A 20,059-nucleotide genomic window follows, 5' to 3' on the forward strand; every position below is an offset into this window, starting at 1 on the left:
GAGACACCGTCATGTTGCATATTTTCTGTCCCCACTGCGGCGAGCTGCGCTCCGAAGAAGAGTTCCACGCCTCTGGCCAGGCCCACATCCCGCGCCCGCTCGACCCTGGCGCCTGCTCCGACGAGGAGTGGGGCACCTACATGTTCTACCGCGACAACCCGCGCGGGATTCACCACGAGCTGTGGGACCACGTCGCCGGCTGCCGCCAGTACTTCAACGTCACCCGTAACACGGTGACCTACGAAATTCTGGAAACCTACAAGATTGGCGAGAAGCCGCAAGTGACCGAAGGCGGCAAGCCGAACAGCGCAGCGTCGACCGTCAAAGGCCAAGGGGAAAAAGTATGAGCCAGACCTATCGCCTCGCCAGCGGCGGCCGTATCGACCGCAGCAAGGTGCTGAACTTCACCTTCAACGGCAAGACCTACCAAGGCTACGCCGGTGACAGCCTGGCCGCCGCACTGCTGGCCAACGGCGTCGACATCGTTGGCCGCAGCTTCAAGTACTCGCGCCCGCGAGGCATCATCGCCGCCGGTACCGAAGAGCCGAACGCCATCCTGCAGATCGGCTCCAGCGAAGCCACCCAGATCCCCAACGTGCGCGCCACCCAACAAGCGCTGTATGCAGGTCTTGTAGCCACCAGCACCAACGGCTGGCCGAACGTCAACAACGACGTCATGGGCATCCTCGGCAAGGTGGGCGGCAGCATGATGCCGCCGGGCTTCTACTACAAAACCTTCATGTACCCGAAATCGTTCTGGATGACCTACGAGAAGTACATCCGCAAAGCCGCAGGCCTTGGCCGTGCGCCGCTGCAGAACGACCCGGACAGCTACGACTACATGAACCAGCACTGCGATGTGCTGATCGTCGGCGCCGGCCCTGCCGGCCTGGCCGCTGCCCTGGCCGCCGCCCGTAGTGGTGCCCGGGTGATCCTGGCCGACGAACAGGAAGAGTTCGGCGGCAGCCTGCTCGATTCGCGCGAAACCCTCGACGGCAAGCCCGCCGCCGACTGGGTCAACGCCGTGGTGAAAGAGCTGGAAAGCCTGCCGGAAGTGACACTGCTGCCACGCGCCACGGTCAACGGCTACCACGACCATAACTTCCTGACCATTCACGAGCGCCTCACCGACCACCTGGGTGACCGTGCCCCGATCGGCCAGGTGCGCCACCGCGTGCACCGTGTGCGCGCCAAGCGTGTGGTGCTGGCTGCCGGCGCCCACGAGCGCCCGCTGGTGTATGGCAACAACGATGTGCCGGGCAACATGCTGGCCGGTGCAGTGTCCACCTACGTACGCCGCTACGGCGTGGCGCCGGGCCGCAAGCTGGTGCTGTCGACCAACAACGACCACGCCTACCGCGCTGCGCTCGACTGGCACGACGCCGGCCTGCAGGTGGTCGCCATCGCCGACGCCCGCCACAACCCGCGCGGCTCGCTGGTCGAGGAAGCGCGTGCCAAGGGCATTCGCATTCTCACCTCCAGCGCCGTGATCGAGGCCAAGGGCAGCAAGCACGTCACCGGCGCCCGGGTGGCCGCCATCGATGTGCAAGCGCACAAGGTCACCAGCCCTGGCGAAACCCTCGAGTGCGACCTGATCGCCACCTCCGGCGGTTACAGCCCGATCGTTCACCTCGCTTCGCACCTGGGCGGTCGCCCGGTATGGCGTGACGACATCCTTGGCTTCGTGCCGGGCGATGCGCCCCAGAAACGCGAGTGCGTGGGTGGCGTGCATGGCGTCTACGCGCTGGGTGATGTGATCGCAGACGGCTTCGAAGGCGGCGTTCGCGCAGCCACCGAAGCGGGCTTCAAAGCCACCGTCGGCACCCTGCCGAAAACCGTGGCGCGCAAGGAAGAGGCCACCGTGGCACTGTTCCAGGTGCCGCACGACAAGGGCAGCAAAGGGCCGAAGCAGTTCGTCGACCAGCAGAACGACGTGACCGCCGCCGGTATCGAACTGGCCACCCGCGAAGGCTTCGAGTCGGTCGAGCACGTCAAGCGCTACACCGCGCTGGGCTTCGGTACCGACCAGGGCAAGCTGGGCAACATCAACGGTCTGGCCATCGCCGCCCGTTCGATCGGCATCACCATCCCGGAAATGGGCACCACCATGTTCCGCCCCAACTACACGCCGGTGACCTTCGGCGCGGTAGCGGGCCGGCACTGTGGCCACCTGTTCGAACCGGTACGCTTCACCGCCCTGCATGCCTGGCACGTGAAGAACGGCGCCGAGTTCGAGGACGTCGGCCAGTGGAAGCGCCCGTGGTACTTCCCCAAGCCGGGCGAAGACATCCACGCCGCCGTGGCCCGCGAGTGCAAGGCCGTGCGTGACAGCGTCGGCCTGCTGGACGCCTCCACGCTGGGCAAGATCGACATCCAGGGCCCGGACGCGCGCGAGTTCCTCAACCGCATCTACACCAACGCCTGGACCAAGCTCGACGTGGGCAAGGCCCGCTACGGCCTGATGTGCAAGGAAGACGGCATGGTCTTCGACGACGGCGTGACCGCCTGCGTCGGTGACAACCACTTCATCATGACCACCACCACCGGCGGCGCCGCCCGCGTGTTGCAGTGGATGGAGCTGTACCACCAGACCGAATGGCCGGAGCTGAAGGTGTACTTCACCTCGGTCACCGACCACTGGGCCACCATGACCCTGTCCGGCCCCAACAGCCGCAAGTTGCTCAGCGAGCTGACCGACATCGACATGGACAAGGAAGCCTTCGGGTTCATGACCTGGAAGGAAGGCCTGGTTGGCGGCGTGCCGGCCCGGGTGTTCCGCATCTCGTTCACCGGCGAGCTGTCGTACGAAGTGAACGTGCAGGCCAACTACGCCATGGGTGTGCTGGAGCAGATCATCGAGGCGGGTAAAAAGTACAACCTGACCCCGTACGGCACCGAGACCATGCACGTGCTGCGCGCCGAGAAGGGTTTCATCATCGTTGGCCAGGACACCGATGGCTCGATGAACCCGGACGACCTGAACATGAGCTGGTGCGTGGGGCGCAACAAACCGTTCTCGTGGATCGGCCTGCGCGGCATGAACCGCGAAGACTGCCTGCGTGACAACCGCAAGCAGCTGGTGGGCCTCAAACCGGTCGACCCCACCGTGTGGCTGCCCGAGGGCGCCCAGCTGGTGTTCGACCCCAAGCAACCGATCCCGATGGACATGGTCGGCCACGTCACCTCCAGCTACGCGGCCAACTCCCTGGGCTATTCGTTCGCCATGGGCGTGGTCAAGGGCGGCCTCAAGCGTATGGGCGAGCGGGTTTACTCGCCACAGGCCGATGGCAGCGTGATCGAGGCGGAGATCGTGTCCGCGGTGTTCTTCGATCCGAAGGGTGAGCGGCAGAACGTTTAAGGCCCCGGAAGGCAAACGGTACCGGTTGGCAATGAGGTCCCTGTGGGAGTGGCGGTTCGCCGCTGCGACTTGCCCGCGAAGAGGGCGGTGAATCCACCATCGCATTCGCGGGCAAGCCCGCTCCCACAGAGTGCACCGCTTGCCGCAGCACCGTTTGTGACCTACAGAATTCAAGGCAGGTAAGAAATGAGCGCTATCAACGTCTTCCAGCAAAACCCCGGCTCCGATGCCAAGGCCCAGTCGCCGCTGCACCACGCCGACCTGGCCAGCCTGGTCGGCAAGGGCCGCAAGAACGCAGGCGTCACCCTGCGCGAAAAGAAATTCCTCGGTCACCTGACCATTCGTGGTGACGGCCACGACCCGGCCTTCGCCGGCGCCGTGCACAAGGCCCTGGGCCTGGAGCTGCCGGTGGCCCTGACCGTGGTCGCCAACGGCGACACCTCGCTGCAATGGATGGGCCCGGACGAGTACCTGCTGATCGTGCCCGGCGGCCAGGAACTGGCCGTGGAGCAGAAGCTGCGCGACGCCCTCGATGGCCAGCACATCCAGGTGGTCAACGTCAGCGGCGGGCAAACGCTGCTGGAGCTGCGCGGCCCGAACGTGCGCGACGTGCTGATGAAATCCACCAGCTATGATGTGCATCCGAACAACTTCCCGGTGGGCAAGGCCGTCGGCACCGTGTTCGCCAAGTCGCAACTGGTGATCCGCCGCACCGCCGAAGACACCTGGGAGCTGATGATTCGCCGCAGCTTCTCCGATTACTGGTGGCTGTGGCTGCAGGACGCATCGGCCGAATACGGCCTGGCCATCGAAGCCTGAGGAGCACAGAACATGAGTCGGGCACCGGACACCTGGATTCTCACTGCCGACTGCCCGAGCATGCTCGGCACGGTCGATGTGGTGACGCGTCATCTCTACGAGCAGCGCTGCTACGTCACCGAGCACCATTCCTTCGATGACCGGCTGTCGGGGCGGTTCTTCATTCGCGTGGAGTTCCGCGCCCCCGATGGCTTTGACGAGAATGCCTTGCGTGCGGGGCTGGCCGAGCGCAGCGAAGCGTTCGGCATGGCCTTCGAACTGACCGCCCCGAATCATCGCCCCAAGGTGGTGATCATGGTATCCAAGGCCGATCATTGCCTGAACGACCTGCTGTACCGCCAGCGCATTGGCCAGCTGGCCATGGACGTGGTGGCGGTGGTGTCCAACCACCCCGACCTCGAACCGCTGGCGCACTGGCACAAGATCCCCTACTACCACTTTGCCCTCGACCCCAACGACAAGCCGGGGCAGGAGCGCAGGGTGTTGCAGGTGATCGAAGAGTCCGGCGCGGAGCTGGTGATCCTCGCCCGCTACATGCAGGTGCTGTCACCGGAGCTGTGCCGCCGGCTGGATGGTTGTGCGATCAACATTCACCACTCGCTGCTGCCTGGGTTCAAGGGTGCCAAGCCGTACCACCAGGCCTACAACAAGGGCGTGAAGATGGTCGGTGCCACGGCGCACTACATCAACAACGACCTGGATGAAGGGCCGATCATTGCCCAGGGGGTCGAGGTGGTGGATCACAGCCATTACCCCGAGGACCTGATCGCCAAGGGGCGCGATATCGAATGCCTGACCCTGGCGCGGGCGGTGGGGTATCACATCGAGCGGCGGGTGTTCCTCAACGCCAATCGGACGGTCGTTCTCTAATAGCCTGTACCGGCCTCTTCGCGGGCAAGCCCGCTCCCACAGGTGTTTTGCTGTCCTCAGGTCCAGCGCAATACCTGTGGGAGCGGGCTTGCCCGCGAATGGTCCCACACAATTTCCCCTGCCGTTAAAAGGCATCTCCCTGTCGCTTCCAGTCAGCGCATCTCGCCCCATCAGGCCCACAATTCCCCCCATTCCAGTAACACATGCCGCCCACGGATGGCGGCGCTTTCACCACCGCTGCAAAAAAACAAATCAAGCGAGGTAAGAAGCATGTCTGGTAATCGTGGAGTGGTGTATCTCGGCGCGGGCAAGGTCGAGGTGCAGAAGATCGACTACCCCAAGATGCAGGACCCGCGCGGCAAGAAGATCGAGCACGGGGTCATCCTCAAGGTGGTTTCCACCAATATCTGCGGCTCCGACCAGCACATGGTCCGCGGCCGTACCACTGCCCAGGTCGGCCTGGTGCTGGGGCACGAAATCACCGGTGAAATCGTCGAGATGGGGCGTGACGTCGAACGCCTGAAGATCGGCGACCTGGTGTCGGTACCCTTCAACGTCGCCTGCGGTCGCTGCCGCTCCTGCAAAGAGATGCACACCGGCGTCTGCCTCACCGTCAACCCGGCCCGCGCCGGTGGCGCCTACGGCTACGTCGACATGGGCGACTGGACCGGCGGCCAGGCCGAATACGTGCTGGTGCCCTACGCCGACTTCAACCTGCTGAAACTGCCCGACCGCGACAAGGCCATGGAGAAGATCCGTGACCTGACCTGCCTGTCGGACATCCTGCCCACCGGCTACCACGGCGCGGTGACGGCCGGCGTCGGCCCGGGCAGCACCGTGTACGTCGCGGGCGCCGGCCCGGTCGGCTTGGCCGCCGCCGCTTCCGCGCGCCTGCTGGGCGCTGCCTGCGTGATCGTCGGCGACCTCAACCCGCTGCGCCTGGCCCATGCCAAGTCCCAGGGCTTCGAGGTGGTGGACCTGTCCAAGGACACCCCGCTGCACGAGCAGATCATCGACATCCTTGGCGAACCGGAAGTGGACTGCGCCGTCGACGCGGTGGGCTTCGAAGCCCGTGGCCACGGCCATGAGGGCGCCAAGCACGAGGCTCCGGCCACCGTGCTCAACTCGTTGATGCAGGTGACCCGCGTGGCCGGCAACATCGGCATCCCGGGGCTGTACGTGACCGAAGACCCGGGCGCGGTGGATGCTGCGGCCAAGATCGGCGCGCTGAGCATTCGCTTCGGCCTGGGCTGGGCCAAGTCGCACAGTTTCCACACCGGCCAGACCCCGACCATGAAGTACAACCGCCAGCTGATGCAGGCGATCATGTGGGACCGCATCAACATCGCCGAGGTGGTGGGGGTGCAGGTGATCAGCCTGGACCAGGCGCCGGAAGGGTATGGCGAGTTCGACGCGGGCGTGCCGAAGAAATTCGTGATCGACCCGCACAAGACCTTCAGCGCGGCTTGATCGCCGGTTGAGCGTGACCTTGGGGCTGCTGTGCAGCCCATCGCCGGCAAGCCGGCTCCCACAGGGCAGCGCCAGTCTGAGGACTGATGTGTGGGAGCCGGCTTGCCGGCGATGGGCCGCGCAGCGGCCCCAATGCCTGTGAAGATTCAGGAATATTCCCGCTGTTCGGCGGATAACCTTCCTACATCCCGCCAGAAGCCTACGAAATACCCTACGCAGTCTGTCGTTTCACGTCTGATTGTCCGGGGAAATCCTGCCCACTAGGCTCTCCCGGTCGCTGTCGGTTCAGCGATCGGGTGTGGAAACCCGGCTCTCACGAAGTGGCTGTCGCTATGGCAGTTGTACACGGGAGGCCCTACGGCCTACCGGGTTGCTCGTGACCGGTTTTCCACCTCGTGTACAACTGCCACCCTACGTGTGGAAACGGACGGGAGCAGTTCAACCTCACGAGTGACTGCCATGAAAAAAATCGTTCCCGACCCACCCGAAGACCTCCACGCCAAATTCGAACACCCACCTGGCCAATCCCTCTCCACCGCCATCCTCGAAGGCGCCGTGCCCATCGAGGAAGTGCTGATGAATGTCTGCCATTTCATGTTCATTGCCTATACCGACGGCTACCACGCCCAAGCGCTGGCACCCGAGGGCGAGCTGAGCAAGCTGCAAGCCTCCAGCCTGCAACACCTGACGGTGGCCTGGGGGCAGATCGATGCATTGGTGGGCGCGTTGCGGCAGGTGCCGGCCTCGAGCTTCTATCGGCCACATTGACGCAACAGGGGCCGCTGTGCGGCCCATCGCCGGCAAGCCGGCTCCTACGGAGAGCGTTCGCGGTCCCCTGTGGCAGCGGGCTTGCCAGCGACAGGGCTGTAAGCCGAACCCCGATGGCCGGCCCGGAACAAAGCCCCGTGCCACCAGTCCAACGCCTCGTTTCCCGGCCATTCCGGCCGCCGAGGTCCCTACCGATGAAAGCATTCACCCTGGCAACCCTGATGACCCTGGCCGCAAGCCCGGTGTTCGCCTTCAACCTCAGCGATGTCGCCAATGCGGTGTCGGCCACGCAGAGTCTGCCACAGACCGGCCAGGTGCAGGCGCCGGCGGCACAGGCCAACCTGCTCAACAGCCTGGGCAGCGAATTGAAGATCACCCCCGAGCAGGCCATCGGTGGGGCAGGGGCGATGCTGGGGCTGGCGCGCAACAACCTCAGCGGCGATGACTATGGCCAGCTGACCCAGGCCGTGCCGGGGCTGGACCTGTTGTCGGGCAACAGCGCGCTGGGCGGTTTGAGCGGCCTGGGGCAGTTGCTGGGCAACGGCAAGAACGAATCGCCCCTGGGCAATGCGTTGGGCGGCGAGGTGCAGAACCGCAACGACCTGGATAACGCCTTCAAGGCGCTGGGCATGGATACCGGGATGATCGGCCAGTTCGCGCCGCTGATCCTGCAGTACCTGGGGCAGCAGGGCATTGCCGGGTCGCTGTTGCAGAACCTGGGCAGCCTGTGGGCGACGCCAGCGCCGTTGGCTCAGCCATCGGTCTAACGGCCTGACACGATCCTTGTAGGAGCGGCCTTGTGTCGCGAAAGGGCCGCAAAGCGGCCCCAGGTTTTCGGCAGCCTGTAACATTGCCGGGGCCGCTGCGCGGCCCTTTCGCGGCACAAGGCCGCTCCTACAAAAAAGCAGCACTGTGCGAGTCAGGCGGCTTCGGTGAAGTCCACCAGGCGCACCGGCCGGCGGAAGCCGGCGGTCAACACGGCCAGGTACGCTAACCCTAAGGCAAACCAGCACAACCCGATCACCAGCGTCAGCGCCGACAGGCTGGTCCACAGCCACAATGTCAGCCCCAACCCCACCAACGGCACCGCGCCGTAGCGCAGCAACCCCTTGAGGTTGCGATGCGCGCTTTGGTTCACCAGGTGCGTTTTCACCACCGCCAGGTTCACCGCCGAGAACGCCACCAGTGCGCCAAAGCTGATCAACGAGGCGAGGGTGGCCAGGTCGATCACCAGCGCCAGCAGCGAGAACGCCGACACCAGCGCGATGGCGAACACCGGCGTGCCGAAGCGTGGCGACAGGTAGCCGAAGCTGCGCTGTGGCAGCACCCGGTCGCGGCCCATGGTGAACAGGATGCGCGACACCGCCGCCTGCGAAGCCAGGGCCGAACCCAGGCTGCCGGCGACGAAGGCGGCGGTGAAGAAGTTGGCCAGGAACTGCCCGCCCGCTTTCATCATCACTTCGTTGGCGGCGGCGTCGACGTTGGCGAAGCTGCTGCCCGGCAGCACCAGCTGGCTGACGTAGGCCAGCACGGTGAACAGCACGCCGGCCAACAAGGTGGTGAGGATGATCGCCCGGGGCACGTCGCGGCGGGCGTCCTTGCACTCTTCGGCCAGGGTCGACACCGCATCGAACCCAAGGAACGACAGGCACAGCACCGCCGCCCCCGCCATCAACGCGCCGAAGCCCGGTGCGCTGCCGTCACCGCGCAGCGGCGCCAGCAGGTCTACCGGCTGCCCGGCCAAACCTTGGCACGACAGGGCGACAAACACCCCGATGAAGACGATCTGCGCGCCGACGATCAGGTTGCTGGTCTTGGCCACCGAGTGGATACCGACCACGTTGAGCACCGTCACCAGGGCGATCGAGGCGAGCACGATGGTCCAGGCCGGGATGGCCGGGAAGGCGATGTTGAGGAACAGCCCGATCAGCAGGTAGTTGATCATCGGGATGAACAGGTAGTCGAGCAGCAGCGACCAGCCGGCGAGAAAGCCCACGTTGGGGCCGAACGCCATGTTGGTGTACGAGTACGCCGAGCCCGCAACCGGGAAGCGCTTGACCATGAAGCTGTAGGAGGTGGCGGTGAACAGCATGGCCAGCAGGGTGACCAGGTAGGCGCCGGCGGTGCGGCCACCGGTGAGTTCGGTGACGATGCCGTAGGTGGTGAAGATGGTCAGTGGGACCATGTACACCAGGCCGAAGAACACCAGGGCGGGCAGGCCCAGGACACGGCGCAGTTGCACGGGGGTGGAGCAGGGGGAAGTTGCCATCGGTCGATCCTGGCGTTTTTGTAGTTGTGATTGACCGATTTTTATCCACTCAAGTGGAGGCTGACAAACAAAGAGTTGCTAATGTCGATTATTAATCTGGATTTTAATCGGCAAATTGTAGAGGTTTTGCTGGCCCTATCGCGGGGCAAGCCCGCTCCCACAGGTGCCGTGGGAGCGGGCTTGCCCCGCGATAGGGCCGGAGGGTTCAGCGCATCTCGGCGCGCAGTTGCTCGATCCGCTGGTCCTTCTCCAGCCACAGCTGGTTGACCCACGCCTGCACCGTCTGGCGGAACGCCGGGTCGTTCTCGTAATCACCCGCGCACAGCGCCGGGTCCAGCTCGCGTACGCGAATGTCGATGATCACCCGGCTGATGCTGCCATTGAGCAAATCCCAGAACCCCGGGGCCTTGTTGCCGGGGTAGACGATGGTCACATCGAGCAACGCGTCGAGCTGCTCGCCCAGCGCCGCCAGCACGAAGGCTACCCCGCCGGCCTTGGGTTTGAGCAAGTGGCGGTACGGCGACTGTTGCTGGGCGTGCTTGGCCTCGGTAAAGCGCGTGCCTTCGAGGTAGTTGACCACGGTCACCGGCTGGCGCTTGAACAGCTCGCAGGCGGCCTTGGTGATCTCCAGGTCCTTGCCCTTGAGGTGCGGGTGTTTCTCCAGGAAGGCCTTGCTGTAGCGCTTCATGAACGGGTAATCCAGCCCCCACCAGGCCAGGCCCAGCAGCGGTACCCAGATCAGCTCCTTCTTGAGGAAGAACTTGAAGAACGGCACCCGGCGGTTGAGGCTTTCGATCAATGCGGGGATATCGACCCAGGTCTGGTGGTTGCTGATGCACAGGTACGAGGTGTCCTGGCGCAGGGTGTCGACGCCACGGATGTCCCATTGGGTGGGGATGCACAGGGCGAAAATGGCCTTGTCGACTTCCGACCAGGTTTCGGCCATCCACATCACCCCGGCGGAGGCGTAGTCGCGGCCACGGCCGGGCAGCACCAGTTTGAGCAGGGCAAAGACCAGCAGCGGGCCGATCATCACCAGGGTGTTGAGCAGCAGCAGGAGGGTGGTGAGGATGCCGGTCAGCAGGCGACGCATAGGGGAGCTCTTGTTGTGTGGAAGGTACGGGGGGCAATGATAAGCAGCCCGGGGGCCTACGCCAAACGTCGTACGTCCATTAGCTGGGACAAATGTTTCACATTATGTTGTTTAACCTGTGGCGGCGAACCTATCCTGCCCGCACAGTCTAAGCACTGACCCCCTCAAGGAAGCCTGCCCCGTGAAACCCCTGCTTGCCCTGCTGTCCCTCCTGGCGCTGCCGGTGATGGCCGCCGAACCGACGATTTACGGCCGTTACGAGAACATCAAACTGCCGGAAATCGGCGAAACCCTGAAAGCCAAGATGGACACCGGTGCCTACACCGCGTCGCTGTCGGCCAAGGATATCGAGCTGTTCACCCGTGACGGCAACGAGTGGGTGCGTTTCCGCCTGGCAACCGAGGACGCCAGTAACAAGGTCTACGAGCATGAGGTGTCGCGCATCAGCAAGATCAAGAACCGCGCCGACGAAGACGAGGAAGAAGAAGCGCCTGCGCTCTCGCATCGCCCGGTGATCGACCTGGAACTGTGCCTGGGCGATGTGAAGCGCACGGTGGAGGTCAACCTGGTGGACCGCAGCAACTTCAGGTACCCGCTACTGGTGGGGTCCAAGGCGCTGAAGAAGTTCAAGGCGGCGGTGAACCCGGCGAAGAAATTCACGGCGGGCACGCCGAGCTGCTGATTCTTCAGTAACCTCACCGGCCTTTTCGCGGGCAAGCCCGCTCCCACAGGGTTTTGCGATCCCTGTGGGAGCGGGCTTGCCCGCGAAGAGGCCGGTGCGCACATCCCACATCCCGCTGCTTGCCACCGCCGCTGAATCGCCTAAGAATCCAGCTTTGCCCCCAGCAAGGCCGGACGCCATGCCCCACATCCTCATCGTCGAAGACGAATCCGCCATCGCCGACACCCTGGTCTACGCCCTGCAAGCCGACGGCCACAGCACCGAGTGGGTAACCCTCGGCAGCGCCGCGGTCGAGCAGCAACGCGCGCACCCGGCAGACCTGGTCATTCTCGACATCGGCCTGCCCGATATCAGCGGCTTCGAAACCTGCCGCCAGCTGCGCCGCTTCAGTGACGTGCCGGTGATGTTCCTCAGCGCCCGCGATGCCGAGATCGACCGCGTGCTGGGCCTGGAGATTGGCGCCGACGACTACGTGGTCAAACCCTTCAGCCCGCGCGAGGTGGCGGCGCGGGTACGGGCGATCCTCAAGCGCATGGCGCCGCGCAGCGAGCCGGCCGCAGACAACACGCCGTTCCAGCTCGACACCCTGGCCATGCGCATCGTCTACCGTGGCCAGCCCCTGGCGCTCACCCGCCACGAATTCCGGCTGCTGCAATGCCTGCTCGAACAACCGCGCCGGGTGTTCAGCCGCGAGCAGTTGCTCGATGGCCTGGGCGTGGCGTCGGATGTGGGCTACGAGCGCACCATCGACAGCCACATCAAGAGCCTGCGCGCCAAACTGCGCCAGGTCGCTGCCGCCGCCGAGCCGATCCAGACCCACCGCGGCCTGGGCTACAGCTACAGCCCGGAGCATGCCTGATGCGCCTGGGGATCCGGATCTTCCTGGTGTACTTCCTGTTCGTCGGGTTGGCTGGCTATTTTTTGCTCAACACCGTGCGTGAGCAGATTCGCCCGGTGGTGCGCCAGTCGTCGGAAGAGACACTGGTGGACACCGCCAACCTGCTGGCGGAGATCCTCCACGATGAGGTGAAGAACGGCACGCTGGACCAGAGCCGGCTGTCGCAGGTGCTGCAATCCTATGGCGAGCGCCGCCCCAGCGCGCAGATCTGGGGCCTGGCGAAGAACCAGGTCAGCCATCGCATCTACGTCACCGATGCCAAGGGCATCGTGCTGCTCGACTCCAGTGGCCAGGCCCTGGGCAAGGACTACTCGCGCTGGAACGATGTCTACCTGACCCTGCGCGGTGAGTATGGCGCGCGTTCGACCCGCAGCGACCCGAATGACGAAAGCACCTCGGTGATGCACGTGGCGGCGCCGATCCTCGATGGTGGGCGGATCATCGGCGTGGTCACGGTGGCCAAGCCCAACAGTTCGTTGCAACCGTACATCGACCGCTCCGAGCAGCGCCTGCTGACCCTGGGGCTTGGGCTGATCGTGCTCGGTTTGCTGGTGGGGGCTGCGCTGTCGTGGTGGCTGACCCGCTCGCTGCGCCGCCTAACCCACTACGCCCAGGCGGTGAGCGAGGGCGAGCGCGCCGCCTTGCCGCACTACAAGGGCGGCGAGCTGCTGCAACTGGCCACGGCGGTGGAGCGCATGCGCACGCAGCTGGAGGGCAAGGCCTATGTCGAGCGCTACGTGCATACCCTCACCCACGAACTGAAGAGCCCGCTGGCGGCGATTCGTGGTGCCTCGGAGTTGCTCCAGGGCGATATGCCGGCGGATCAGCGGGCGCGCTTCGCCGGCAATATCGAGCGTGAGAGCGAACGCTTGCAGCAGATGATCGAGCGCCTGCTCAACCTGGCCCGGGTCGAGCAGATGCAAGCGTTGGAAGACGAGCAGCAGGTGGCGCTGGCGGCACTGGTCGATGAGTTGCTGCTGGTCCACGCCGCGCGGATCGACGCTGCCGGCCTGCAGGTGCGCCAGCGGGTGCCTGTGGATATCCGCCTGTGGTGCGACCCGTTCCTGATGCGCCAGGCGCTGGCCAACCTGCTCGACAATGCCCTGGACTTCACCCCGCCAGGGGGCGCGTTGCTGTTCGAGCTGGAGCGCGCAGGCGAGCGAGTGGCGCTGAGCCTGTTCAACCAGGGGCAGGCGATTCCCGAGTACGCCCTGGGGCGGGTCAGCGAGCGGTTCTATTCACTGCCCCGGCCTGGGACCGGGCGCAAGAGCACCGGGCTGGGGCTGAACTTCGTCGATGAGGTGATGCAGCTGCATGGTGGGGCGTTGGCGGTGGATAACGTCGAGGGCGGGGTGCGGGTGAGGTTGTGGCTGCCGGCGCGGCGGGTCGGTTGAATCGCCGGGGGCGCTTCGCACCCCGTTCGCCGGCAAGCCCCACCCTGAAGTTTGCATGTCATCTGTAGGAGCGGCCTTGTGTCGCGAAAGGGCTGCATCGCAGCCCCAGCAATCGTGAATGCCCTATAGAAGCCTGGGGCCGCGATGCGGCCCTTTCGCGACACAAGGCCGCTCCTACAGAAGGCCTGTGCAAGACAGTGCTCCCACCTCGACCGTAGATCTCCACACAATCTCCACATTCCCTCCCTGAGGGCTCCACGCGGCGGGCAGACACTGCCGCCATCGCACACGGAGCCCTACCCCATGAACAAGACCCTCGGTTTCAAGCTCGGCCTGATCGCCGTGCTGATCCTGCTGCTGCTGATCCCCCTGCTGATGATTGGCGGGCTGATCGACGAACGCCAGCAACTGCGCAACAACGTGCTCGGCGAGATCGCCGCCAGCTCCAGCTTCGACCAGATGATCAGCGGCCCGCTGCTGGTGGTGCCGTACCGCAAGTACGAGCGGCGCTGGATCGACAAGGACGGCAAGAGCGTGCAGCAAACCAGCACCGTCAGCGGCTACCTGTACTTCCTCCCGGAAACCTTCGCCATGGACATGGGCGTCGACACCGAGGTGCGCGCCCGGGGCATCTACCAGGCCCGCCTGTTCCACGCCAAGAGCCAGGTCAGCGGCCGTTTCAAGCTGCCAGAGCGCTGGGGGATCGACAAGGACTACGACGACTACCGCTTCGACAAGCCGTTCCTGATGGTAGGCATCAGCGATATCCGTGGCATCGAGAATGGCCTGGAGCTGCAGATCGACGACCAGCGCCTGCCGTTCGAGGCGGGGAGTGGGGTTGAGTGGTTGCGTGGCGGTGTGCACGTGGCCCTGCCGCAGCTGGCCGACCAGCAAGCTCGCGAGTTCAACTACGCCTTCGAGCTTGCCCTGCTCGGCACCGGCCAGCTCAGCGTGCTGCCCGTGGGCCGCAGCAGCACGGTGGACATGCGCGCCAACTGGCCGCACCCAAGCTTCGTCGGCAGCTACCTGCCCAGCCGCCGGGCCATCGACGACAAGGGCTTCAGCGCCCACTGGCAGACCTCGTGGTTCGCCACCAACCTGGAAGACGCGCTGCGCCAGTGCGCGACCGCCCAGCAATGCGGCGACTTCAACGAACGCGCCTTTGGCGTCAGCTTCATCGACCCGGTGGACCAGTACCTCAAGAGCGAGCGGGCGATCAAGTATGCGCTGCTGTTCATCGCCCTGACCTTTGCCGGCTTCTTCCTGTTCGAGGTGCTGAAGAACCTCAGCGTGCATCCGGTGCAGTACATCCTGGTGGGTGTGGCGCTGGCGTTCTTCTACCTGTTGCTGCTGTCGCTGTCGGAACACCTGGGGTTCGGGCTGGCCTATGGGCTGTCGGCGTCGGGTTGTGTGCTGCTGATCGGCTTCTACCTGAGCCATGTGTTGCACAGCCTGGGGCGCGGAGTTGGTTTTGCAGTGGGGCTGGCGGCGTTGTACGCGATGCTCTATGGGCTGCTCAGTGCGGAGGACTATGCGCTGCTGATGGGCTCGCTGCTGTGCTTCGGGCTGCTGGGGGTGTTCATGGTGCTGACCCGGCGGCTGGACTGGTCGCGGGTGGGGAGGTTGGGATGAGGGAGGATCGGGAGATTGGGCGGTGGTTGGCGCTCAGGATTGCGCAGTTGTTTTCTGTGCCATCGAGGTGAGGCTGGGGGGCTGCTTTGCAGCCCATTCGCGGCACAAGGCCGCTCCTACAGGGGTTCGCGTGCCCCTGTAGGAGCGGCCTTGTGCCGCTGGCGAGGGCGAAGCCCTCGCCAGCGGTGGTTCAGGCTACCGGCGCTGTAGCCACCATCGACGGCCGTTTCGACACTTCGGCATACCACGCCGCCAGCCCTGGCTGCTTTTCACGCCAACCGAACTCAGGCTGACGCAGGTCCAGATACCCCAGCGCACAGGCCACGCCAATCGCTGCAAGATCGAACCCCGACGCCAGCTCGGCCAGGTGCTCCTGTTCAAGATTGGCCAGGCTGCGGCGAATCTTTTCGCCCTGGGCCTCGACCCAACCGTCCCACTGCTTGTCCGCCGGGCGCAGGAAGGTTTCGTAGCGCGAGGCCACGGCGGCATCCATGATTGCATCGGCCTGGGACGCGAGGGTTAGCCGGCGCCAGCGCGCCGAGCCTTCGCGGGGCAGCAGCGGGTTGCCGACATGGCGGCTGTCGAGGTACTCGCAGATCACCCGGCTGTCATGCAGCACGCTGCCGTCGTCCAGGCGCAGCGCGGGGATCTTGCCGATCGGGTTGCCCTGGTTGAGCTGCTCGTCGCCGCTGACCGGGCTGATGTTCACGCCTTGCAGGGTGACAGCGCCCAGTTGGCCGGTCTCGTGCAGCACGATCATCACCTTGCGCACGAACGGCGACAGCGGCGAATGGAACAGGATCATGGCTCAGTTCCCTTGCAGGCTGGGTGGCAGGCACACGCCCAGGCCGCCGATACCGCAATAGCCATCGGGGTTCTTGGCCAGGTATTGCTGGTGGTAGGCCTCGGCGAAGTAAACGGTTGGTGCCTGGTCGATCTCGGTGGTGATTGCGCCGAAGCCGGCCTTGCTCAGTTCGGCCTGGAACGCGTCGCGGCTGGCCTTGGCTTCTTGCAGTTGCTGCGGCGAGGTGCAGTAGATCGCCGAGCGGTACTGGGTGCCGATGTCGTTGCCCTGGCGCATGCCTTGGGTGGGGTTATGCAGCTCCCAGAACATCGTCAGCAGGTCGCGGTAGCTGACCTTGTTCTTGTCGAACACCACCAGCACCACTTCGGTGTGGCCGGTCAGGCCCGAGCAGACTTCTTCGTAGGTAGGGTTGGGGGTGAAGCCACCGGCATAGCCGACCACGGTGCTGACCACGCCCTCGCGCTGCCAGAAGCGACGCTCGGCGCCCCAGAAGCAGCCCAGGGCGAAGATCGCGAAGTCGATGTCGCCTTCGAAGAATGGGCCCAGCAGCGGGGTGCCTTCGAACACGTAGTGGAATTCGGGCAGGGTCATCGGGGTTTCACGGCCAGGCAGGGCCTGTTCCGCAGTGGGCAGGACGTTTTTGTTCACCAGGATTTCCGAACGCAGGACCATGGCCGTTCCTCATTTTTGATGTTCAACAACCTGGGGCCGCTTTGCGGCCCTTTCGCGACACAAGGCCGCTCCTACAGCAGATCGCGCACTTCTGTAGGAGCGGCCTTGTGTCGCGAAAGGGCTGCGTAGCAGCCCCAGAAGGCAAGTGATGGTGTCTATAGTGCCCGAGGTTTGTGCCGCTGTCAGGCCACCGGCCCACGCGGATAGCGGCGCAGTTTCTCGCCCAGCTCGCGCCCTGGGATCGGCCGGTCGAACAGGTAGCCCTGGCCGACGTCGCACCGGTGCCGACGCAGGAACGCCAGCTGCTCCGGCGTCTCGATGCCCTCGGCGACCACCTTGAGCTTGAGGTTGTGGGCCATGGCCACCACCGCCGAGGTGATTTCCATGTCGTCCTGGTTGTCGGGGATCTCGTTGATGAAGCTGCGGTCGATCTTGATGATGTCGATCGGGAACTTCTTCAGGTAGCTCAGCGACGAGTAACCGGTGCCAAAGTCGTCCATCGCTAGCGTCAGGCCCAGGGCCTTGAGCTCGTCGAGCTGGCGGTGGGTGTCTTCGCTGGCCTCCAGCAGCAGGCCTTCGGTCAGTTCCAGCTCCAGCAAATGCGGCGGTAGCGCTTCTTCCTTGAGAATGCTGCCGATCGAGCCGACCAGCTCGGGGTCGGAGAACTGCTTGGGCGACAGGTTGATCGCCACGTGCAGGTTGCCGAAGCCGTCTTCGCGCAGCTGCTGGCTCATGCGGCAGGCCTGGCGCACCACCCATTTGCCGATGGGGATGATCAGGCCGGTCTCTTCGGCCACGCTGATGAACTGGTCGGGGCGGATCATGCCGCGCTCGGGGTGGTTCCAGCGCAGCAGCGCTTCCAACCCCAGCAACCGGCCGCTGCGCAGGCACAGCTTGGGCTGGTAGAACACTTCCAGTTCGTTCTGGGTCAACGCCCGGCGCAGGTTGTTCTCGACGAACAGCTTGTAGCTGGCCTCGGCGTTGAGCACCTCGGTGAACACCTGGACCTGGTGCTTGCCGTTCGCTTTTGCCTTGTGCAGGGCCAGGCCTGCGTTCTTCATCAAGGTGGCCGGGTCGCTGCCATGCAGCGGCGCGCAGGCCAGGCCCACGGAGGCGGTGACGTTGATCAGCTGGTTGTCGACGAACATCGGTTTGTCGAGGGTGCGCAGCAACTGATGCGCCACGCCCTGGCCGTCCTCGAGGGTGGTGTCGTCGAGCAGCACGGCGAATTCGTTGCTGGCGAAGCGCGCCAGGCTGCCACCGCTGCTCAGGCTGTTGCGCAGGCGCCGGGCCAGGCTGATCAGCAGCTTGTCGCCGGTCTGGTGGCCGAGGCTGTCGTTGATCCGCTTGAAGTTGTCGATGTCCACCAGCAGCAGGCAGATGGGGCTGTTGCTGTCGCGGGCGAAGCGCTCGTCGAGGTTGCGGATGAACGCCGGGCGGTTGCCCAGGTTGGTGAGGTTGTCGGTGTAGGCCAGGCGCTCGATGCGTTGCTGGGCCAGCTTGGTCTGGGTGACGTCTTCGTAGATGCCGATGTAATGCGTCAGCTCGCGGTTGTCGCCGTACACCTTGGAGATCGACAACTGGCCCCAGTAGGGTTCGAGGTTCTTGCGCCGGCTCTTGAATTCGCCTTGCCAGCTGTTGCCCATGGCCAGGCTCGAGGGTGAGTCGAACAGCAGCTCGCTCAGGTTTTCCAGCGCCGGCAGCTCGGCCAGGTGATGGCCCTGGACTTCTTCGGTGCTGTACTGGGTGATGGCGGTGAAGCTGGGGTTGACGTACTCCACCACGCCGTCGCGGTTGACCAGCAGGAAGGCGCTGGCGCTTTGTTCCACCGCGCGCTGGAACAGGTGCAGGGCGTTGGCGGCGGTACGCCGGTTGTGGTTGTTGATCACTTGCGCGAACTGGTCGGCCAGCTCGCCGGCGAAGGCGATCTCGTCCGACTGCCAGGCCCGCGGCCGGCCGGTCTGCTCCAGGCACAGCACGCCTACCACCTGGCCGTCGATACGGATGCTGGCATCGAGCATGGCGTTGTCGTCGGTGGGGTAGAGCAGCTCGGCCATGTCGCGGGTGCGCGGGTCGTGGCTGGCGTTGTGGGCGTCGATGGCGCGGCTGGCGTGCAGGGCGTCGAGGTAGTCGGGGAAGCGGCTGGCGTCGATCGCCTCGGGCATGCGGTGCTGCTGCTCGTGGTGGTACCAGGCGCTGATTGGCTCCAGGCGCTGCTCGTTCAGGTACCAGATGCTGGCGCAGTCGACCTTGTAGATCTCGCAGGCGCTCTGGGTGATCAGCTCGGCGGCCTCGAGCAACGAGTTGCCGATGCTGTAGCGCTGGCGGGCCAGACGCAGGATCAGGTCTTGCTGGGCGCGCACCCGGTCGAGGTGTTCGAGCTGCTCCTGCTGGGCGCGCTGGTTGAGTTGCAGGGCCAGTTGCAGGCGGTTGTTGCGCGATTCGAGATCGTTTGCGTCGAGGTCTGGGGCGTCGTCTTGCTGGTCGTCCATGACCGTCAGGTAACCGCGCAGCAGTTGGCGGTTGTGTTGCTTGTAGCTTTCGCCGGCTTCCAGCAGGCGCAGTGGCCCTGGGCCGGCATGCAGCGTGTAGCGCACCCGGTAGTGGCCGCGCCGGGCCAGTTGCAGCTGGATCTCGTCATGCAGTTTGTAGCGCGCCTCCGGCTCCATGAGGCTGGCGTAGGGCGAGCCGATCAGGGCGCAGAGGTCGGCGGCGGCCAGGCCGAACTGCCGCTCGCAGGCCGGGTCGAGGTACAGCATGGCCCAGCTGGCTTCGTTGAGCCGTTCGAAACGCAGCATGCCGAGCCGCGAGGGCACGGGGAGCTGCGTCACGACCTCGGCCGCCACACGGCTGGCGGCATCGGGTTGGCTTTTCATCGAAGACTCGCTTGAACAGGGAGCGCCGGCTGGAGCGCGGCGCATCGGGCAAGGTTGCATCATGTCCCCAAGGCTGGCAAGCGGCCATGCGGGATGCTGTGAGCAGGTTGTCGGCCAGTGCAGGGAAATCTTCAGTGCCAGGTGTTTAGCATGGCCGCCTTCGGTTGCATAGCTGACAGATTTGACAGTTGTGCAGCCGTAGGCGGCGGGGACTAATGGATCCTGAGGCTAGGGCGTTGATGGGCAACGATGGCGCGTGATGATTCTGCGCGGCTGATGACCAAACCTCAGACGGCGCTGCGTCAGGTCATGCAGCGGAAATGGATCGATGTATATAACTCACCCATTGGAGTTCACTGTAATGGCAACTTCATCATCGTTGAACATTGACATGAGTCCTCGCAAGCAGGCAGTCAGCAACTACATCATCTGGACTGAGCGGGCACCGGGCTT

16 protein-coding genes are annotated in these 20,059 nt (G+C 64.8%); 11 read left to right on the plus strand and 5 right to left on the minus strand.

Going from position 1 to position 20,059, the window contains the following annotated elements; translation table 11 throughout:
- Positions 1-11: 11 nt before the first annotated feature.
- The 7 genes from IX761_RS03930 (at position 12) to IX761_RS03960 (ending at position 8,052) form a co-directional block, all read left to right on the plus strand.
- Entirely contained in the window at positions 12-347 is a 336-nt protein-coding gene (locus tag IX761_RS03930; protein WP_194788316.1) for a sarcosine oxidase subunit delta, read from the plus strand.
- Complete coding sequence (locus IX761_RS03935; RefSeq protein ID WP_194788317.1) at positions 344-3,358, plus strand: sarcosine oxidase subunit alpha; 3,015 nt, start codon at positions 344-346, stop codon at positions 3,356-3,358. Before IX761_RS03930 ends, IX761_RS03935 begins: the two co-directional genes overlap by 4 nt.
- A gap of 186 nt (positions 3,359-3,544) precedes the next feature.
- Positions 3,545-4,177 carry a sarcosine oxidase subunit gamma gene (locus IX761_RS03940; RefSeq protein ID WP_194788318.1) on the plus strand — a complete coding sequence of 211 codons (633 nt, stop codon included), beginning with the start codon at positions 3,545-3,547 and terminating at the stop codon, positions 4,175-4,177.
- A 12-nt stretch (positions 4,178-4,189) separates the two neighbouring features.
- Positions 4,190-5,047, plus strand: a complete 858-nt coding sequence (gene purU / locus IX761_RS03945; RefSeq protein WP_194788319.1) for a formyltetrahydrofolate deformylase — start codon at positions 4,190-4,192, stop codon at positions 5,045-5,047.
- Between the two features lie 270 nt (positions 5,048-5,317).
- On the plus strand, positions 5,318-6,517 hold the full coding sequence (gene fdhA / locus IX761_RS03950; protein WP_008095899.1) for a formaldehyde dehydrogenase, glutathione-independent: 1,200 nt from the start codon (positions 5,318-5,320) through the stop codon (positions 6,515-6,517).
- 459 nt (positions 6,518-6,976) lie between these two features.
- Positions 6,977-7,285: a hypothetical protein gene (locus IX761_RS03955; RefSeq protein ID WP_194788320.1), complete on the plus strand. Its 309-nt coding sequence runs from the start codon at positions 6,977-6,979 to the stop codon at positions 7,283-7,285.
- Between the two features lie 194 nt (positions 7,286-7,479).
- Entirely contained in the window at positions 7,480-8,052 is a 573-nt protein-coding gene (locus tag IX761_RS03960; RefSeq protein ID WP_194788321.1) for a DUF2780 domain-containing protein, read from the plus strand.
- A gap of 152 nt (positions 8,053-8,204) precedes the next feature.
- On the opposite strand, the gene IX761_RS03965 is transcribed toward IX761_RS03960, so the two are convergent.
- On the minus strand, positions 8,205-9,554 hold the full coding sequence (locus IX761_RS03965; RefSeq protein ID WP_194788322.1) for an APC family permease: 1,350 nt from the start codon (positions 9,552-9,554) through the stop codon (positions 8,205-8,207).
- Between the two features lie 205 nt (positions 9,555-9,759).
- A complete protein-coding gene (locus IX761_RS03970; RefSeq protein ID WP_194788323.1) occupies positions 9,760-10,647 on the minus strand; it encodes an acyltransferase in 888 nt (295 codons plus the stop codon).
- A gap of 181 nt (positions 10,648-10,828) precedes the next feature.
- Between IX761_RS03970 and IX761_RS03975 the strand changes: the two genes are divergently transcribed.
- The 4 genes from IX761_RS03975 to creD all read left to right on the plus strand — a co-directional run bounded on the left by IX761_RS03975 (position 10,829) and on the right by creD (position 15,253).
- Positions 10,829-11,329, plus strand: coding sequence for an ATP-dependent zinc protease (locus IX761_RS03975; protein ID WP_194788324.1), 501 nt, complete (start codon positions 10,829-10,831; stop codon positions 11,327-11,329).
- A 178-nt stretch (positions 11,330-11,507) separates the two neighbouring features.
- Entirely contained in the window at positions 11,508-12,188 is a 681-nt protein-coding gene (creB, locus tag IX761_RS03980; protein WP_194788325.1) for a two-component system response regulator CreB, read from the plus strand.
- On the plus strand, positions 12,188-13,621 hold the full coding sequence (gene creC / locus IX761_RS03985; protein WP_194788326.1) for a two-component system sensor histidine kinase CreC: 1,434 nt from the start codon (positions 12,188-12,190) through the stop codon (positions 13,619-13,621). The genes creB and creC overlap by 1 nt, the downstream gene beginning before the upstream one ends.
- Positions 13,622-13,924: 303 nt before the next feature.
- Positions 13,925-15,253 carry a cell envelope integrity protein CreD gene (creD, locus tag IX761_RS03990; protein ID WP_194788327.1) on the plus strand — a complete coding sequence of 443 codons (1,329 nt, stop codon included), beginning with the start codon at positions 13,925-13,927 and terminating at the stop codon, positions 15,251-15,253.
- Between the two features lie 190 nt (positions 15,254-15,443).
- Here the strand turns inward: creD and IX761_RS03995 are convergent, their stop codons facing one another.
- From IX761_RS03995 to IX761_RS04005, 3 genes are all read right to left on the minus strand, one after another.
- On the minus strand, positions 15,444-16,058 hold the full coding sequence (locus IX761_RS03995) for a glutathione S-transferase (protein WP_194788328.1): 615 nt from the start codon (positions 16,056-16,058) through the stop codon (positions 15,444-15,446).
- Positions 16,059-16,061: 3 nt separating this feature from the next.
- Entirely contained in the window at positions 16,062-16,730 is a 669-nt protein-coding gene (gene msrA / locus IX761_RS04000; RefSeq protein WP_194788329.1) for a peptide-methionine (S)-S-oxide reductase MsrA, read from the minus strand.
- Between the two features lie 182 nt (positions 16,731-16,912).
- Positions 16,913-19,606 carry a putative bifunctional diguanylate cyclase/phosphodiesterase gene (locus IX761_RS04005; protein ID WP_194788330.1) on the minus strand — a complete coding sequence of 898 codons (2,694 nt, stop codon included), beginning with the start codon at positions 19,604-19,606 and terminating at the stop codon, positions 16,913-16,915.
- Positions 19,607-20,059 lie beyond the last annotated feature (453 nt).

Source organism: Pseudomonas sp. UFMG81, assembly GCF_015354575.1.
Classification (GTDB): domain Bacteria; phylum Pseudomonadota; class Gammaproteobacteria; order Pseudomonadales; family Pseudomonadaceae; genus Aquipseudomonas.

What these genes read in the sequence shown, in the direction of transcription:
- creC (WP_194788326.1), top strand. Translation starts at nt 12,188, where the DNA reads ATGCGCCTGGGGATCCGGATCTTCCTGGTGTACTTCCTGTTCGTCGGG.
- creD (WP_194788327.1), top strand. Translation starts at nt 13,925, where the DNA reads ATGAACAAGACCCTCGGTTTCAAGCTCGGCCTGATCGCCGTGCTGATC.
- IX761_RS03965 (WP_194788322.1), bottom strand. Translation starts at nt 9,554, where the DNA reads ATGGCAACTTCCCCCTGCTCCACCCCCGTGCAACTGCGCCGTGTCCTG.
- msrA (WP_194788329.1), bottom strand. Translation starts at nt 16,730, where the DNA reads ATGGTCCTGCGTTCGGAAATCCTGGTGAACAAAAACGTCCTGCCCACT.
- purU (WP_194788319.1), top strand. Translation starts at nt 4,190, where the DNA reads ATGAGTCGGGCACCGGACACCTGGATTCTCACTGCCGACTGCCCGAGC.
- fdhA (WP_008095899.1), top strand. Translation starts at nt 5,318, where the DNA reads ATGTCTGGTAATCGTGGAGTGGTGTATCTCGGCGCGGGCAAGGTCGAG.
- IX761_RS03995 (WP_194788328.1), bottom strand. Translation starts at nt 16,058, where the DNA reads ATGATCCTGTTCCATTCGCCGCTGTCGCCGTTCGTGCGCAAGGTGATG.
- IX761_RS03940 (WP_194788318.1), top strand. Translation starts at nt 3,545, where the DNA reads ATGAGCGCTATCAACGTCTTCCAGCAAAACCCCGGCTCCGATGCCAAG.
- creB (WP_194788325.1), top strand. Translation starts at nt 11,508, where the DNA reads ATGCCCCACATCCTCATCGTCGAAGACGAATCCGCCATCGCCGACACC.
- IX761_RS03935 (WP_194788317.1), top strand. Translation starts at nt 344, where the DNA reads ATGAGCCAGACCTATCGCCTCGCCAGCGGCGGCCGTATCGACCGCAGC.
- IX761_RS04005 (WP_194788330.1), bottom strand. Translation starts at nt 19,606, where the DNA reads ATGAAAAGCCAACCCGATGCCGCCAGCCGTGTGGCGGCCGAGGTCGTG.
- IX761_RS03955 (WP_194788320.1), top strand. Translation starts at nt 6,977, where the DNA reads ATGAAAAAAATCGTTCCCGACCCACCCGAAGACCTCCACGCCAAATTC.
- IX761_RS03930 (WP_194788316.1), top strand. Translation starts at nt 12, where the DNA reads ATGTTGCATATTTTCTGTCCCCACTGCGGCGAGCTGCGCTCCGAAGAA.
- IX761_RS03970 (WP_194788323.1), bottom strand. Translation starts at nt 10,647, where the DNA reads ATGCGTCGCCTGCTGACCGGCATCCTCACCACCCTCCTGCTGCTGCTC.
- IX761_RS03960 (WP_194788321.1), top strand. Translation starts at nt 7,480, where the DNA reads ATGAAAGCATTCACCCTGGCAACCCTGATGACCCTGGCCGCAAGCCCG.